The organism is Phenylobacterium sp., assembly GCF_016124325.1.
In the GTDB taxonomy this organism is placed as follows: domain Bacteria; phylum Pseudomonadota; class Alphaproteobacteria; order Caulobacterales; family Caulobacteraceae; genus Phenylobacterium.
This window is the reverse complement of the sequence record NZ_WGNY01000006.1, coordinates 1-16,078: the sequence shown is the minus strand read 5'-3', so window position 1 is coordinate 16,078 and position 16,078 is coordinate 1. Positions and strand designations below refer to the sequence as shown.

The window sequence follows — 16,078 nt, the reverse complement described above, 5'->3', positions numbered from 1 at the left end:
CGAGCGGGGAGGGCCTAGTCGGTGACACTGCGCGCCGACGGCCGTCAGTGTGGCGCGGAAAGCTGGTCGAGGCCGGGCGGCAGGGCGCGCTTTGGGCCCGGACCGCGCCAGCGGCTGCTCAGGGCCTTGAAGGCGGGGACGATCCAGAGCACCCAATATCCATAAGGGACGTCTTTGTGAATCTTGTGCAGTTCTTCCATGGCGGGCTCCGGGGGAGGGACTTGTTTGTCGCTTGGGAAGATGGTCTTCAAGGTGCAGAGTCACAAACGCGTTCTCCTGTTGTTTTCATAAGGCCTGCTTATGTCTGATCCGCTGGCGTCGATCCCGCTGAGCGCGATCCGGGTGTTCGAGGCGGCCGCCCGTTTGGGCGGGTTCACGCGCGCGGCCGAGGAACTCGGCATGACCCAGGCGGCGGTGAGCTGGCAGGTGAAGGCGCTGGAGCGGCGACTGGAGCAGCCGCTCTTCCGACGGCTGCCGCGAGAGGTGGTGCTGACCCCGGCCGGCGAGCGGCTGGCGCGGGCGGCGGGCGAGGCGATGACCGCCCTGCGCTCGGCCTTCGCCGACTTGGCCGGCGTCGATGCGGGCGTCCTGTCGATCACCACCCTGCAGACCTTGGCCAACCAATGGCTCGCCCCGCGCCTGGGGGCCTTCCAGCTCGCGCACCCGTCCATTGCGGTGCGGCTAGACACCAGCTCCAGGGTCGTCGACCTGCTGCGCGAGGACGCCGACGTCGCGATCCGGGCTTCGGACAGGCGCGAATGGCCCGGCCTGGAGGTCGTCTACCTCTTCTCCTCGGCCCAGACGGTCCTGATGACGCCCCGGGCGCTCGCCGCGCTGGGGCCGTCGCCGAGCCCTTCCGCCCTACTGGATGCGCCCCGCGTCGGTTCCGACTCGGAGTGGGCCGCCTTCTTCGCCGCCGCCGGCGTCGCGTCCCCGGCCGGGCGGCGGGGCGGCCCGCCCCGGCTGGCCGCGGACAACCAGATCATCGAGGTGGCCGCGGGCATGGCTCGCGACGAGGCCGCGTTCGGCTCGCCGGTGATGTTCGCCCGCGAGATCGCCGAGGGGCGCCTGATCCAGCCTTTCGACCTCCATATCGGCGTGGGCGGCGGCTACTGGCTGGTCTACCCGAGCGATCGGCGGCGCACGCGCAAGATCGCGGCGTTCCGCGACTGGCTGCGCGAGCAGGTCGAGACCGATCCCGCGGCTCAGGCGATCAACGCGCGGTTCCCGCCTCCGGGGGAGGCCGTTCCGCCGGGGTGACAGCAGGTCGGGTTCAGCCCCGGCGGCCGACGGCGGCTTCCGACGGGTAGCGCTCGCGTCCCTGGCCGAGCAGGGCCGGCACCACGTCCTCGGCCGCTTCCACGGAAACCCACGCCTGCATGAACTCGGGCGGGGTCAGGCGCTCGTCGACGGTATGCTGGAACAGCTTGAACAGCGGCTCCCAGAAGCCGCGCGGATTGTAGAAGACCACCGGCTTGGCGTGCAGATCGAGCCGCCGCCACGAGAGCAGTTCCACCACTTCCTCCAGCGTGCCGATGCCGCCGGGCAGGATGATGAAGCTGTCCGACCGCTGGAACATGAGCATTTTCCGCTCGTGCATGTTGTCGACGATGATGTGCTCCACCGTCTCCAGGGCGCGTTCCTTGCCCACCAGGAAGGTCGGGATGATGCCCAGGACGTCGCCGTTCGCCTCGTGGGCCGCACGCGCCACCGCGCCCATGAGGCCCACGCCCCCGCCGCCGTAGACCAGCTTGACGCCGGCGTCGGCCAGGCCCTTGCCGATCGTCCGGGCAGCCGCCAGGAACTGCGGGTCGGCGTCATCCGACGAACCGCAGAACACGCAGGCCGATTCCAGGCGCTGGCTCTCACGCCGCATCACGCATACTCCAAGAGGAAACAGCTTGGGCGCTTGCTTCAGCGCCACGCAAGCCCAACTAGCTATTGCTAGGGTTAAGGAGTTTCAAGCAAGCCGTGAAGTTGTCAGTGATCACCTCGACCGCGCGCCGCCTCGCCGCGCCAAGCGAGGCCTAGCGCATTGGTCCACGCCCACGTCGCGCGCGGCCGCTTCTCCGGCCCTGGCGCCGTCGCCCCCCGCGAGACGAAGTTCGCCTTCTGGGCCTCCATGGGCGATCTGGCCGCCCTGGTGATGCGCTCGGGCGCGCCGCAGCTGCGCCTGCGCATCGGCGCGGCGCTGGTGCTGGTGTTGGTCGGCAAGCTCTGCGGCGTGATCGCGCCGGTGATGCTGGGGGACGCCATCAATGCGATCAGCCCGTCGGCGGGCGGCGCCTTGATCCTCGGCGCGAACTTCGTGGGGCTGGCCGTCGCGTTCGCGGGCCTGCGCCTCGTGGCGGCCTGCGCGCCCTACGCGCGCGACGCGATCTTCACCCGGGTCTCGCAGTCGACCATGGCGCGGGCGGCGGTGGAGAGCTTCGGCCACGCCCTGTCGCTGTCGCTGGACTTCCACCAGACCAAGCAGTCCGGGACGCTCTCGCGGATCATCGACCGTGGCGCCCGGTCGACCGACTTCCTGATCCGCAGCCTGATCTTCAGCCTGGGCCCCACCTTCGTGGAACTGATCCTGGCCATGGGGGTGATGGTGGTGCGCCTGGACTGGCGCTTCGCCCTCACCGCCTTCGCGACCCTGTTGATCTACGCCGCGGTGACCTTCCGGATCACCGACTGGCGGCTCTCGCACCGGCGCGACCTCAACGAGGCCGACAACCGCGCCGCCGGCCTCTCGTCGGACGCGCTGATGAACTACGAGACCCTGAAGGCCTTCGGCGCGGAGGACAGGCTGGTCGGCGCCTACGGCCAGGCGATGAACGACTACGTCGACGCCAGCGCCCGCGCCAACGCCTCGCTCAACCTGCTGAACGGGGCCCAGTCCCTGATCCTCAACGTGGGTCTCGCCGCGATGACCGTGATGGCGGGCGCCGAGGTGGCGGGCGGGCATCTCAAGATCGGCGACATCACCACCGCCATCTTCCTGCTCTCCGGCCTCTATGCGCCCCTGGGCATGCTGGGCTTCCAGTATCGCGAGATCCGCCAGGGACTGATCGACATGGAGCAGATGGTTTCGCTGAAGGCCATCGCCCCCGACATCACCGACGCGCCCGACGCCCGCGCCCTGCCGCCGGCGAGCGGGAAGGGCGCCGCGCTCGCCTTCGAGGACGTGAGCTTCCGCCATGACGCGCGCTCGTCCGGCCTCCTGGGCGTGAGCTTCGAGGCCCGGCCCGGCCAGACCGTGGCGCTGGTCGGCCCGTCGGGAGCCGGAAAGACCACGGCGGTTCGCCTGGCCATGCGCCTGATCGATCCGCAGGAGGGCCGCGTGACCTTGGACGGCGTCGACATGCGCAAGCTCCGTCAGGCCGAGGTGCGGCGCGCCGTGGCGCTGGTTCCCCAGGACGTGGCGCTGTTCAACGACACGCTCTACGCCAACATCGCCTTCGCCCGGCCCGACGCGGGCGACGCCGAGGTGCGCGCGGCCGCCGAAGCCGCCGAGTTGGGGCCCTTCATCGACGGCCTGCCGAACGGCATGCAGACCCGCGTGGGCGAGCGGGGCCTGAAGCTCTCCGGCGGCGAGCGTCAGCGGGTGGGCATCGCGCGCGCCCTGCTGGCCGACCCCCGGCTGCTGATCCTCGACGAGGCCACCAGCGCCCTGGACGGCCCCACCGAGGCGGCGATCCAGGAGACGCTGCGCAAGGTGAAGGCCGGGCGGACCACGCTGGTGATCGCGCACAGGCTCTCGACCATCGTCGACGCCGACCAGATCCTGGTCCTGCGCCGGGGCCGGATCGTGGAGCAGGGGACGCACGCCCGGCTCTTGGAGAACCAGGGCGAGTACGCCGCCCTGTGGCGGCGCCAGACCCGCGAAAGCTAGGCCGTCACGACCACGCGCTTGGCGTCGCGTTCGAGGATCGCCTCGGCCTGGCGCATGATGTTGGCCACGATCTCCTTGCAGGTCGGGATGTCGTGGATCAGCCCCTGGCTCTGGCCGACGGTCCAGATGCCGCCGTCGGTGTCGCCGGCGCCCATCACGTTGGTGCGGCCGCGCACGCCGGCCACGAGATGGCGGACGTCCTCGATGGTCTTGGTCGGATCCTGCTGGATCTTCACGACCTCTTCCGAGACGGCGTTGCGCGCCACCCGGCTGGTGTTGCGCAGGGTGCGGTTGGTCAGCAGCGTGTCACGCTCGGTGTTCTCGACGATCTTCCGCTTCACGTTCTCGTGGATGGCGCATTCCTGGGACGCCATGAAGCGCGTGCCCATGTTGACGCCGTCCGCGCCGAGCGCCAGGGCGGCGGCGAGGCTGCGTCCGTCGGCCATGCCGCCCGAGGCGATGATTGGCACGTTCACCGCGTCGGCCGTCGCCGGCAGCAGCACCACCAGGCCGATGTCGTCCTCGCCGGGGTGGCCGGCGCACTCGAAGCCGTCGATCGAGATCACGTCGACGCCGTGCTTCACGGCCGAAACCGAGTGGCGGACCGAGGTGCACTTGTGGATCACCTTGACGCCGGCGGCCTTGAAGGCGGGCAGATGGTCGACCGGCGCGCGGCCGGCGGTCTCCACGATCTTCACGCCGCTCTCGATGATCGCCTCGCGGTATTCATCGTAGGGGATCGGGTTCAGCGACGGCAGCAGCGTGAGGTTCACGCCGAACGGCTTGTCGGTCAGGTCGCGGCAGCGCTTGATCTCCGCGTGGAGCTCCTCGGCCGACTTGGAATGGTGTGCGGTGATGAAGCCGAGCGCGCCGGCGTTGGCCACGGCGGCCACCAGCGGCGCATAGCCGACCCCGGTCATCCCGCCCATGACGATGGGGGTCTCGACCCCGAACATCTCGGTGATGCGCGTCCTGATCATGTTTCCTCGCCCCTTGGGCTGTTCGGTTTGTCGCCCTTCGCGCTCAGAGCTAGCCGAATTGCCTAGGGTCAACCAAGCGTCAAACGCGAAGGATCAGCCGATCGCCTTGCCCATGCGGACCAGCGGGACCGCCGCGCCGCCCCGATCGTCGGCGATGGTCTCGATATCCACGTAGCCGCACTGGGAGTAGAGCGCGCGGCCCGACAGCGTCGCCATCAGTTCGAGGCGCCGGAAACCCTCGGCGCGCGCGGCCTCCTCGCAGAGCTGCAGGATCAGGCGGCCGACGCCACGTCGGGCGAAGTCGGGGTGGGTGTACATGGCCCGCACGCGGGCGGCCTCGACGGCCGGGTCGAGCAGGGCGGCGTCGCGCCCCGGCGTGTGATCGCCGCCGTAGAGGGTGGCCCGGCGGCTCCAGCCGCCGCAGCCCGCGACACGGCCGCCGCTCTCGACCACGAAGTAGGTGCGGTCGGCCACCAGCTGCCGATCGAGGCCCATGATCATGCGGCTGGACGTGATCTGGTCGGCGTCGAGGAAGCCCTTCTGCAACTCGGCGATGGCCGCGTCCATCACCGCCGAGAGGGCGGGGATGTCGGCTTCGTCCGCCAGGCGGTGGCTCAGACCCTCGGCCGCGGCCATGCTACTCCGCGGCTCGGGGCAGGTCGGTGGGCGGGCGGGCCTCGACGGCGCGTTTGCGGTTCCGGCCGGTGATGCGCTCGAACAGCCATGCGAAGCGCCGCGAATAGACCTTGGGCGCGGCCAGCATCACCGGGGTCAGCACCAGCGTCAGCAGGGTGGCGAACGACAGGCCCCAGACCACGGCCGCCGAGAGCTGCACCCACCACTCCGAACCGGGCGCACGGTATTCGATGTGACCGTTGTGGTAGTTGGGGTGGATCTGGAACATCAGCGGCAGCAGGCCCACCACCGTCACCAGCGTGGTCAGCATCACGGGCCGGAAGCGCTGCGTTGCGGCCCGAACCGCCGCCTCGTCGGCCAGGTAGCCGTTGCGGCGAAGCTGATAGTAGGTGTCCACGAGCACGATGTTGTGGCCGACCACGACGCCGAACAAGGCCACGATGCCGGTGCCGAGCATGATCACCGAGATGTAGTCGAAGGTGTGCAGGAAATTGATCTGCACGCCCAAAAGCACGCCTGTGGTCGACAGCACCACAGCCGAGAGCGTCACCAGCACGCCGTAGAAGCTGTTGAACTGCCAGAGGAGGATCACGAACATCATGCAGATCGTGGCCGCGATGGCCGCGACGAAGAACTGCGCCGCCTTCTGGCCCTCCTCGTCGGCGCCGACGAACTTCCAGGTCACCGACGGATCGATCGGGGCCTTCTCCAGCCAGGGCCGGAGCTGCTGGATCTTCAGGTTGCCCGCCACGCCCTTGACGGTGTTGGCCTGCACGATGATCAGCCGCTGGCCTTCGCGGCGCTGGATCTGGTTGATCTGCTGGGCGGGCGCCTGCTTGATGAAATAGCTGGCCGGCACCGGGCCCTGGGGCGTGGTGATCTTCAGGTCGTTGAGGGCCGCGACCGTGCGGTCCTCGGCGGGGAAGCGGACGCGGATGTCCAACTCGTCCTCGGCGTCGTCGGGGCGGAAGCGGCCCATCAGCACGCCGCCGGTCAGGAACTGGATGGCCTGGCCCACCGAGAGCACGTCGACGCCGTAGCGGCCCGCCGCCTCACGGTCGACGACGAGGTTGTATTCGATGCCCGGCGAGGTGCGGTTGTCCTCCAACTCGATGAGCTGGGGATCGGACGCCAGCTTGGCGCGCACGATGCTGGCCGCGCGGTTCAGGGCCACGGGATCGTGGCTCTGGAGTTGAACCTGGACGTCCTTGCCGACGGGCGGGCCGCCCTGGGGCTCGCGCACTTCGGTCTGCATGCCGGGCATGTCGGCCACGCGCTTGCGGATCTCGGCGGCGATGTCGGCGCCGCGCAGGCCGAGGGCCTTGCGGTGGTCGTAGTCCACGAAGTCCACGCGGATGCGGCCGACGGTGTCGTTGGGCACCGAGTTGGGGCCGCCGATGGTCGTGAAGCCGCCCGAGCGGACGTACATGGCCTTCACGCCCTTCACGCCCACGAGGCGCTGCTCGACTTGACGGGTGAGCTGGTCCTGCGCCTCGGGCGACAGGTTGCCCCGGGCGATCGCATAGACGGCGACCCACTCCGGATCCTGGTCGAGGAAGAACTCGGTGCGGTGCGGCGTCATGCGGAACCAGAAGAAGATCGCCACCACGATGGCCAGCGCCACAGCCATGGTCCGGGTCGGGCGCGCGCCCAGCGTCGTGACCATACGGGCGTACCAGCCCATGAAGCCCGACATCTGCGTGGGATCGCCGTGCTCGGACTTCATGATCTCGGCCAGGTGGTCCTCGTCGATCGCGGTCTTGCGTCCGAAGATCGAGCCGAGCGCCGGGGTGAAGATCAGGGCTACGAAGATCGAGGCGCCGAGCACGAAGAACAGGGTCAGCGGCAGGAAGCTCATGAACTTCCCGGCGATCGAGTTCCAGAACATGAAGGGCAGGAAGGCGCAGAGGGTCGTGAGCGTGCCGTTCACGACGGGCCAGAACATCCGCTTGCCGGCGGCGGCGAAGGCCTCCTCTTTGGGCAGGCCCTCGGCCATCTTCCGGTCGGCGTACTCCACGACGACGATGCCGCCGTCGACCAGGATGCCGACGGCCAGAACCATGCCGAACATCACCATCTGGTTCAGGGTGACGCCCATGCCGTTGATCATCAGGAAGGCCAGCATGAAGCAGGCCGGGATCGCCGCGCCCACCATCAGACCCTGACGGATGCCCAGGCTGCCGACGATGATCATCATCACCAGCAGGCTGGCGGTGATCAGCCCGCCCTCGAGGACGTTGAGAGTGCGCGCGATGAAGTCCGACTCGTCGAAGGTGTAATCGACCCGCACGGTCGACGGCCAATGCTTCTCCTCTTGGGCCACGACCGCCTTCACCGCCTTGACGGTGTCGAGGATGTTGGCGCCGCCGCGCTTCGACACCTCCAGCCCGAAGGCGGGCTGGCCATTGTAGCGGCTGATCGAGGTGGGCTCCTTGAAGGTGCGCCGCACCTCGCCGATGTCGCCCATCGTCACCAGGCGGTCGCCGTTCTTCTTGATCGGCAGGGCCAGGATGTCCTCGGGGCGCTCGACGACCCCCGGCACCTTCACCGCGAACTGGCCGGCGCCGGAGCGCAGGTTGCCGGCGGGCACGAGCTGGTTGTTGCGGCCGATGACCTGGGCGATCTCGGAGGTGGTGACGTTGTAGGCCTCCATCCGCACCGGATCGACGGTGACTTCCAGCACCTCCTCGCGGGCGCCGCTCATGTAGACCTCGAGCACGCCGGGCGTGCCTTCCAGGCGGTCCTTCAGCGACTGGGTGATGGAATAGAGCTCGCGCTCGGGCGCGCCGCCGTAGAGGACGATGCCGATCACCGGTTGGCCCGAGAAATTCTGCTCCTCGATGATCGGCGGCTCGGCGTCGGGTGGGAACTTGCCGCGCGCCAGGTCGACCTTGGCGCGGACGTCGTTGAGGGCCTTGTCCTTGTTGAAGTTCGGCTCGAACTCCAGGGTCACGATCGCGGTGTTCTGCCGCGCGACCGAGTTCATGTGCTTGATGCCCTGGATCGTCTGGAGCTCGACCTCCAGCGGCTTGACCAGCAGGCGCTCGGAATCCTCCGGGCTCACGCCGGGGTAGGGCACGACCACCGAGATGTAGGGCAGGTCGATGTCGGGGTTCGATTCCCGCGGCATCGACAGATAGGAGAAGAAGCCGAAGATCGCGGCGATCAGGGTCACGCCCAGCACGACCTTGCGCCGCTTTATGGCTCCGTCGATCAGCGGACCGATCATCTCGTTTCGCTCCCTGACCTTGCCTTACCGGACCTGCGCGACCTTGACCGCCTGGCCTTCGGACACGAACGACTGGCCGACGGTGATGACGTTCACCGAGCCTGACAGCCCGCGCACCCAGACGCCCTGCGGCGTTTCCTCGATCACCGTCACCGGCGCGAACGCAACGCGGTTGTCGGCCTGAACGTAGCGCACGCCCTGACGGCCGGCCGAATCCAGCACCAGGGACGATACGGGCACGAGGTGCGCAGGCCCGCTGCCGGCGCCGATCCGCAGGTCGGCCGACAGGCCCGACCGGATGTCGAGCTTCGGATTCTCCACCGCCACCTCGAGGTGGTAGGTGCGGGTCGCCGGGTCGGCGTCATGGGCGATGTAGCGGACCCGGCCGCGCAGGGTGCCGCCCGAAATCAGCCGCGCGTCCGCCGAGGCGCCGACATGCACCTTCGACGCTTCGGTCTCGGGCGCGTCGCCCACCACCAGCAGGGGATTGAGTTCGATCACCGTCCCGCAGGGCTGCCCCGGCGAGAGGTAGCTGCCCACCTCGGCGTCGCGGTGGTCGAACACGCCGGTGAAGGGCGCGCGCATCTCCACCTGATGCAGCGCGATCTCGGCGGCGCGCACCTGGGCCTGGGCCGCGTCGAGGTTAGCCTGGGCCTCCAGCACCTGGGTTTCGGACCGGAAGCCCTTTTCGGCGAGCTGGGCGGCGGCCTGACGCTGGAGCTGGCGCGATTTCAGCGCCGCGCGCGCCTGGTCCAGGCTGGCCTGGCGGGCGTCGACCTCGAGCCGGCACAACACCTCGCCCTTTTTGACGACCGCGCCCTCGATCGCCGGCACCGCGGCCACGCGGCCGGACGTCTCGGAGCGGACGACGACGCTGCGGGCCGCCTCGGTGCGACCGCGCATCACCACCTCGATCGGCCGGATGGTCTCGGTGGACATCTTCGCCTGGACGCTGGGCGGGCCGCTCGGCGTCGCCTTGGCCTCGGCCTTGTCCCCGTCGCCGCCGAAGATCGAGCGCACAAGGAAGTACACGGCGAAGGCGCCGATCACGACCAGAATGAAAACGTACTGCGGCTTCAAGCGCATTAGGCGTTATCCCCGAATCCTAGCAACGCGCGCCCATCGCCCCACGCGTACTCGCCGATGTGTCCCGGCTTGTCCCTGCTTGTGATGCCGCCGTTATGCGAGCGCAAATGAAATTGCGGTCACCAAATGCGGAGGTCTAATTGGCCTCCGCAGGCCAGCGTCGCAGGTTCCCGGAGACGCCCCGAGCGGGCGCGTCCCCGATCAAGATTTTTACTACGTAAAAGGAAGGTTCGCCAGTGAGATACCTCCACACGATGGTCCGAGTGACCGATCTCGACGAATCACTGGCCTTCTACTGTGACAAGCTGGGTCTTAAGGAAGTCTCGCGGATCGACAACGAGGCCGGGCGCTTTACGCTCGTGTTCCTCTGCGCGCCCGGGGACGAAGAGGCGGCGCGCGAGAAGCGGGCGCCCACGATCGAACTCACCCACAACTGGGATCCCGAGGCCTATGAGGGCGGCCGCAACTTCGGCCACCTGGCCTATGCCGTCGACGACATCTACGCGGTCTGCCAGCGGCTGAAGGACGCCGGGGTGGTGATCAACCGGCCGCCGCGGGACGGGCGGATGGCCTTCGTCCGCTCGCCAGACAACATCTCGGTGGAGCTGCTCCAGGCGGGGCCGGCGCTCGCCCCGGCCGAACCCTGGGCGTCAATGCCCAACGTGGGGACCTGGTAGTCGTCTGGCGTGCCCCTGGCCTGGCTTCGATGGCTCCCCGAGCAGGACTCGAACCTGCGACAAGTCGGTTAACAGCCGACTGCTCTACCAGCTGAGCTATCGGGGATCAGGCCAGCGAGAGGGCGGGCGTATACGGCGCCCCGCCGGGCTTATCAAGGCCGCCCGGCGACTTGCCGCAGGGCCTCTGAAAAAAGAGCCCGACGCGAGCGCCGGGCTTTATGAAGTTCGGTGATGGTGGGGTGTCTTCAAAGAAGACGAACAGAGTCTCAACCTCTGTGGTTAAGGCTGTCTTAATGTGAAGCTTGCGCCGGCGAGGCCGCGTCGCGCCGGCTCGCGGGGTGCGCCGCCGAGGCTGGACGGACGCCGCGGATCAGTCGATCACCAGGACCCAAGCGGTTGAAAAGAGGGCGGATGCGCATCCACTTCACGGGGCTGGCGGGCGCGGGCATGGCGGCGGCGGCGCTGATGATGCGCGAGGCCGGTCACGTCGTCTCGGGCTCGGACGAGGACGTCTTTCCGCCCATGTCGACCTACGTGGAGGGGTTGGGCTTCCCGTTCTTCCGCCGATTCGATTCGGCCAACCTGCCGCCGGAGCTGGACGTGCTGGTCCTGGGCGCCAGCGCGAAGCTGGGCGGCGAGACCAATCCCGAAGTGCGCGCGGCCCGCGCGCGGGGCGTGCGCGTCACCAGCTTTCCAGACCTCGTGGGTGAGGTGACCCTGGCGCGGCGCAACACGGTGGTGGCGGGTTCGTTCGGCAAGTCGACCTGCACAGCCTTGATGGCCCACGTCTTGCGCGAGGCCGGCCGGGACGCCGGGTGGATGGTTGGCGCGATCTCGCCATCGCTGCCCGACACCGGCCACTGGGGTTCCGCCGACGAAGTGGTGCTGGAGGGCGATGAATACATCGTGGGGCCGGCCGACCGCCGCTCGAAGTTCGACCTCTACCACCCGCGCGACGTCCTGCTGACGTCGCTGATCCACGACCACGTCAACGTGTTCCCGACCCTGGCCGACTATGTCGCGCCGTTCCAGCGGCTGGTGGCGGCGGTCCCGGCCGAAGGCCTGCTGGTGATGCGCGACCATCCGGCCGTGCGCGCCATCGCGCCCGCGGCCCGGGCGCGCGTCGTCTGGTACGCCCGCGAGCCTGGCGCCGAATGGAGCGCCCACGACGTGGTCTTCGGCGAGACCACGCGCTTCACGTTGGCCGGGCCCGGCGGCCGGCGGGTGGCGATGGCCACCACGCTGCTCGGCGCCCACAACATCGAGAACATCGTCGGCGTCTCGGCCTATCTGCTGGAGCGCGGCCTCGTCGACGAAGCCGGCCTGGCCCGCGGCGTGGCCAGCTTCGCCGGAATCCGCCGTCGGCTCGACCGCCTGACGCATCGCTCGAGCGCGCCGGTCATCGAGGGCTTCGGATCGTCCTACGAGAAGGCCCGTTCGGCGATCGAGGCGATGCGCCTGCACTATCCCGAGCGGCCGCTCGTCGTGGTCTTCGAGCCCCACGCCTTCTCCTGGCGGAACGAGGAGACGCTCCACTGGTACGATACGGTGTTCGCCGGCGCCGATCGCGTGCTGATCGTTCCGCCGCCGCACCACGGCGAGGCCAGCCACCACCAGTCGAGCTTCGGCGAGATCCTCGATCGGGTGGCGAAGACGGGCGTGGCGACCGAGGGCGTCGAGACGGCCGACGCGGCGGTCGCGGCGCTCAGCCGATTGTCCGGAAATGAGGTGGTGCTGCTCCTGTCGTCCGGTCCGCTGCTGGGCCTGCCCGACCGCCTGCCGCCCCTTTTCGACGATCTCTTCGGCCGCCAGGAAGCCGCCGCCTGACGCGTCGGCGATGCGGAACTTTCGGTGCGCACTGCGGGTTGGTCCGGCGCGAGCCCATAGATCGCACAGCAGCCGGGGACACACCCCGGAGCAAACCCCAAAGGCGGCGCGGAGACACGGCTCCGCGCCGCCGATGCGTTTTTGAGCGGGGAGGGGCTTCACAAGCGGCTCGAAAGCGCTTATTTGCCGCCGTTCGCGAACAAATTCCCGATTCACATCTTCGGTGCGGCCTTCGCGCGTGCAGGCCTCGAGGCATGGTCCGTCGCCCTTAGACCATGCGAAGGGGCGCTCCCGACGACACGGGGAGCATTCCAGCGTCCGGCTTCCGCAAGGGAGTCCGTAGGGCGGACGCAGGATGCAGACATTCGGCGCCCGGAGTCCCTCCCGGCGCCCTCAAGGGATCAAGATGGCGCAATCCTTCACCGGCAAGAAGCGGATCCGGAAGTCTTTCGGCCGCATCCCCGAAGCTGTGGCGATGCCGAACCTCATCGAGGTTCAGCGCTCGTCCTACGAACAGTTCCTGCAGCGCGAAGTGCGCTCGGGTGACCGGCGAGACGAGGGCATCGAGGCGGTCTTCAAGTCCGTCTTCCCGATCAAGGACTTCAACGAGCGCGCGGTGCTCGAATACGTCTCCTACGAGTTCGAGGAGCCGAAGTACGACGTCGAGGAATGCGTCCAGCGCGACATGACCTACGCCGCGCCGCTGAAGGTCAAGCTGCGCCTCATCGTCTTCGAGACCGACGAGGAAACCGGCGCCCGCTCCGTGAAGGACATCAAGGAGCAGGACGTCTACATGGGCGACATCCCGCTCATGACGGAGAAGGGCACCTTCATCGTCAACGGGACCCAGCGCGTCATCGTCTCCCAGATGCACCGCTCGCCGGGCGTCTTCTTCGACCACGACAAGGGCAAGACCCACGCCTCGGGCAAGCTGCTCTTCGCCGCGCGCGTGATCCCGTACCGCGGCTCGTGGCTCGACTTCGAGTTCGACGCCAAGGACATCGTCTACGTCCGCATCGACCGCCGCCGGAAGCTGCCGGCCACCACCTTCCTCATGGCCCTGGGCATGGACGGGGAGGAGATCCTCTCCACCTTCTATGACTCCGTGCCCTACGAGAAGAAGGGCGAAGGCTGGGCCACGCCCTACAAGCCCGAGCGCTGGCGCGGCGCGAAGCCGGAATTCCCGCTGATCGACGCCGACACCGGCGAGGAAGTGGCGCCGGCCGGCCAGAAGCTCTCGGCCCGCAACGCCAAGAAGCTCGCCGACGCCGGCCTCAAGACCCTGCTGCTCGCGCCCGAGGCCCTGTCGGGCCGCTATCTGGCGCGCGAACTGGTCAACTTCGAGACCGGTGAGATCTACGCCGAAGCCGGCGACGAACTGGACGCCGCCATGCTGGCCAGCCTTGAAGAGCAGGGCTTCACCACCCTCGACGTCCTCGATGTCGATGAGGTGACGGTCGGCGCCTACATGCGCAACACCCTCCGCGTGGACAAGAACTCGGCGCGCGAGGATGCGCTGTTCGACATCTACCGCGTCATGCGTCCGGGCGAGCCGCCGACGGTGGAAGCCGCCGAGGCCATGTTCAAGAGCCTGTTCTTCGACGGCGAGCGCTACGACCTGAGCTCGGTCGGCCGCGTGAAGATGAACATGCGCCTGGAGCTCGACTGCCCCGACGACATGCGCGTGATCCGCAAGGACGACGTGATCGCCGTGCTGCAGACGCTGGTCGGCCTGCGCGACGGCCGCGGCGAGATCGACGACATCGACAACCTCGGCAACCGCCGGGTGCGTTCGGTGGGCGAACTGCTGGAGAACCAGTACCGCGTCGGCCTGCTGCGCATGGAGCGCGCGATCAAGGAGCGCATGAGCTCGGTCGACATCGACACGGTCATGCCGCACGACCTGATCAATGCGAAGCCGGCCGCCGCGGCCGTGCGGGAGTTCTTCGGCTCCTCGCAGCTCTCGCAGTTCATGGACCAGACCAACCCGCTCAGCGAGATCACCCACAAGCGCCGCCTGTCGGCCCTTGGCCCGGGCGGCCTCACCCGCGAGCGGGCGGGCTTCGAGGTGCGCGACGTGCACCCGACGCACTACGGCCGGATCTGCCCGATCGAGACGCCGGAAGGTCCGAACATCGGCCTGATCAACAGCCTCGCCACGCACGCGGTGGTGAACAAGTACGGCTTCATCGAGAGCCCGTACCGGCGGATCAAGGACGGCAAGACCACCGACGAGGTGGTCTACATGTCGGCCATGGAAGAGGCGAAGCACGTCATCGCCCAGGCCAACATCAAGCTGGAAGGCGGCGAGATCGTCGAGGATCTCGTCCCCGGCCGGGTCAACGGCGAGCCCTCGCTGCTGCCGAAGGACCAGGTCGACCTGATGGACGTGTCGCCGAAGCAGGTCGTTTCGGTCGCCGCCTCGTTGATCCCGTTCCTCGAGAACGACGACGCCAACCGCGCCCTCATGGGCTCGAACATGCAGAAGCAGGCCGTGCCGCTCGTCCAGTCGGATGCGCCGCTGGTCGGCACCGGCATGGAGAGTGTCGTGGCGGTCGACTCCGGCGCCGTCGTGGTGGCCCGCCGGACCGGCGTCGTCGAGCAGATCGACGGCACCCGTATCGTCATCCGCGCGACCGAGGAGACCGATCCTTCCAAGCCGGGCGTCGACATCTACCGCCTGCAGAAGTTCCAGCGGTCCAACACCTCGACCTGCATCAACCAGCGCCCGCTGGTGCGCGTGGGCGACCGGATCCGCGAAGGCGACGTGATCGCCGACGGCCCGTCGACCGAGCTGGGCGAACTGGCGCTGGGCCGCAACGCCCTCGTCGCGTTCATGCCCTGGAACGGCTACAACTTCGAAGACTCGATCCTGATCTCCGAGCGGATCGTGCGCGATGACGTCTTCACCTCGATCCACATCGAGGAGTTCGAGGTCATGGCCCGCGACACCAAGCTGGGTCCGGAAGAGATCACCCGCGACATCCCCAATGTCGGCGAGGAAGCCCTGCGCAACCTCGACGAAGCGGGCATCGTGGCGATCGGCGCCGAGGTCCAGCCGGGCGACATCCTGGTCGGCAAGGTCACGCCGAAGGGCGAAAGCCCGATGACGCCGGAAGAGAAGCTGCTGCGCGCCATCTTCGGCGAAAAGGCCTCCGACGTGCGCGACACCTCGCTGCGGCTGCCGCCGGGCGTCTCGGGCACCATCGTCGAGGTCCGCGTCTTCAACCGTCACGGGGTGGACAAGGACGAACGCGCGCTCGCCATCGAACGCGCCGAGATCGACCGCCTGGGCAAGGACCGCGACGACGAGTTCGCGATCCTGAACCGCAACATGCAGGGCCGCCTGCGCCAGCTGCTCGTCGGCAAGGTCGCCGTCTCCGGCCCGAAGGGCCTGGGCCGCGGCGAGATCAGCGCCGAGAAGCTGGAGGAGATCCAGCCCGGCCTGTGGTGGCAGATCGCCCTCGAGGACGAGAAGGCGATGGGCGAACTCGAAGCGCTGCGCAAGCAGTTCGACGACGCCCGCAAACGTCTCGACCGTCGCTTCGAGGACAAGGTCGACAAGCTGCAGCGCGGTGACGAACTGCCGCCTGGCGTGATGAAGATGGTCAAGGTGTTCGTCGCGGTGAAGCGCAAGCTGCAGCCGGGCGACAAGATGGCCGGCCGTCACGGCAACAAGGGGGTCATCTCCAAGATCCTGCCGATCGAGGACATGCCCTACCTGGAGGACGGCACCAGCGTCGACATCGTGCTCAACCCGCTG

At 68.4% G+C, this 16,078-nt stretch carries 11 protein-coding genes and 1 tRNA gene; 5 read left to right on the top strand and 7 right to left on the bottom strand.

Annotated elements, in window-relative coordinates; translation table 11 throughout:
- Positions 1-44: 44 nt before the first annotated feature.
- Positions 45-200 carry a hypothetical protein gene (locus GC203_RS01935; protein WP_293450781.1) on the bottom strand — a complete coding sequence of 52 codons (156 nt, stop codon included), beginning with the start codon at positions 198-200 and terminating at the stop codon, positions 45-47.
- Between the two features lie 100 nt (positions 201-300).
- On the opposite strand from GC203_RS01935, the gene GC203_RS01930 reads away from it, so the two are divergent.
- Complete coding sequence (locus GC203_RS01930; RefSeq protein ID WP_293450779.1) at positions 301-1,260, top strand: LysR substrate-binding domain-containing protein; 960 nt, start codon at positions 301-303, stop codon at positions 1,258-1,260.
- A 13-nt stretch (positions 1,261-1,273) separates the two neighbouring features.
- Here the strand turns inward: GC203_RS01930 and GC203_RS01925 are convergent, their stop codons facing one another.
- Positions 1,274-1,876, bottom strand: coding sequence for a TIGR00730 family Rossman fold protein (locus GC203_RS01925; protein WP_293450777.1), 603 nt, complete (start codon positions 1,874-1,876; stop codon positions 1,274-1,276).
- 246 nt (positions 1,877-2,122) lie between these two features.
- Between GC203_RS01925 and GC203_RS01920 the strand changes: the two genes are divergently transcribed.
- Positions 2,123-3,880: an ABC transporter ATP-binding protein/permease gene (locus GC203_RS01920; RefSeq protein WP_293451228.1), complete on the top strand. Its 1,758-nt coding sequence runs from the start codon at positions 2,123-2,125 to the stop codon at positions 3,878-3,880.
- Here the strand turns inward: GC203_RS01920 and GC203_RS01915 are convergent.
- The 4 genes from GC203_RS01915 to GC203_RS01900 all read right to left on the bottom strand — a co-directional run bounded on the left by GC203_RS01915 (position 3,877) and on the right by GC203_RS01900 (position 9,811).
- Positions 3,877-4,860 (bottom strand): nitronate monooxygenase family protein, encoded by a 984-nt coding sequence (locus GC203_RS01915; RefSeq protein ID WP_293450775.1) that lies wholly within the window; start codon positions 4,858-4,860, stop codon positions 3,877-3,879. The genes GC203_RS01920 and GC203_RS01915 overlap by 4 nt on opposite strands.
- A 93-nt stretch (positions 4,861-4,953) precedes the next feature.
- Positions 4,954-5,496 carry a GNAT family N-acetyltransferase gene (locus GC203_RS01910; RefSeq protein ID WP_293450773.1) on the bottom strand — a complete coding sequence of 181 codons (543 nt, stop codon included), beginning with the start codon at positions 5,494-5,496 and terminating at the stop codon, positions 4,954-4,956.
- Between the two features lies 1 nt (position 5,497).
- Positions 5,498-8,725, bottom strand: coding sequence for an efflux RND transporter permease subunit (locus GC203_RS01905; RefSeq protein ID WP_293450771.1), 3,228 nt, complete (start codon positions 8,723-8,725; stop codon positions 5,498-5,500).
- Between the two features lie 24 nt (positions 8,726-8,749).
- Positions 8,750-9,811 (bottom strand): efflux RND transporter periplasmic adaptor subunit, encoded by a 1,062-nt coding sequence (locus GC203_RS01900; RefSeq protein WP_293450769.1) that lies wholly within the window; start codon positions 9,809-9,811, stop codon positions 8,750-8,752.
- Between the two features lie 236 nt (positions 9,812-10,047).
- Here GC203_RS01900 and GC203_RS01895 point away from each other — a divergent pair, with 236 nt between their 5' ends.
- The gene (locus tag GC203_RS01895; protein WP_293450767.1) at positions 10,048-10,488 is read left to right on the top strand and encodes a VOC family protein; all 441 of its coding nucleotides are present in this window, start codon (positions 10,048-10,050) and stop codon (positions 10,486-10,488) included.
- Positions 10,489-10,518: 30 nt separating this feature from the next.
- Here GC203_RS01895 and GC203_RS01890 read toward each other — a convergent pair.
- Positions 10,519-10,594 (bottom strand) — tRNA-Asn (locus tag GC203_RS01890).
- 305 nt (positions 10,595-10,899) lie between these two features.
- Between GC203_RS01890 and GC203_RS01885 the strand changes: the two genes are divergently transcribed.
- Both GC203_RS01885 and rpoB read left to right on the top strand, forming a co-directional pair.
- Positions 10,900-12,315, top strand: coding sequence for a Mur ligase family protein (locus tag GC203_RS01885; protein WP_293450765.1), 1,416 nt, complete (start codon positions 10,900-10,902; stop codon positions 12,313-12,315).
- A gap of 406 nt (positions 12,316-12,721) precedes the next feature.
- Positions 12,722-16,078 (top strand): DNA-directed RNA polymerase subunit beta (gene rpoB, locus GC203_RS01880; RefSeq protein WP_293450763.1); only part of this gene is annotated, 3,357 nt, incomplete at its 3' end.

What these genes read in the sequence shown, in the direction of transcription:
- GC203_RS01915 (WP_293450775.1), bottom strand. Translation starts at nt 4,860, where the DNA reads ATGATCAGGACGCGCATCACCGAGATGTTCGGGGTCGAGACCCCCATC.
- GC203_RS01900 (WP_293450769.1), bottom strand. Translation starts at nt 9,811, where the DNA reads ATGCGCTTGAAGCCGCAGTACGTTTTCATTCTGGTCGTGATCGGCGCC.
- GC203_RS01925 (WP_293450777.1), bottom strand. Translation starts at nt 1,876, where the DNA reads ATGCGGCGTGAGAGCCAGCGCCTGGAATCGGCCTGCGTGTTCTGCGGT.
- GC203_RS01910 (WP_293450773.1), bottom strand. Translation starts at nt 5,496, where the DNA reads ATGGCCGCGGCCGAGGGTCTGAGCCACCGCCTGGCGGACGAAGCCGAC.
- GC203_RS01920 (WP_293451228.1), top strand. Translation starts at nt 2,123, where the DNA reads ATGGGCGATCTGGCCGCCCTGGTGATGCGCTCGGGCGCGCCGCAGCTG.
- GC203_RS01935 (WP_293450781.1), bottom strand. Translation starts at nt 200, where the DNA reads ATGGAAGAACTGCACAAGATTCACAAAGACGTCCCTTATGGATATTGG.
- GC203_RS01905 (WP_293450771.1), bottom strand. Translation starts at nt 8,725, where the DNA reads ATGATCGGTCCGCTGATCGACGGAGCCATAAAGCGGCGCAAGGTCGTG.
- GC203_RS01930 (WP_293450779.1), top strand. Translation starts at nt 301, where the DNA reads ATGTCTGATCCGCTGGCGTCGATCCCGCTGAGCGCGATCCGGGTGTTC.
- GC203_RS01885 (WP_293450765.1), top strand. Translation starts at nt 10,900, where the DNA reads ATGCGCATCCACTTCACGGGGCTGGCGGGCGCGGGCATGGCGGCGGCG.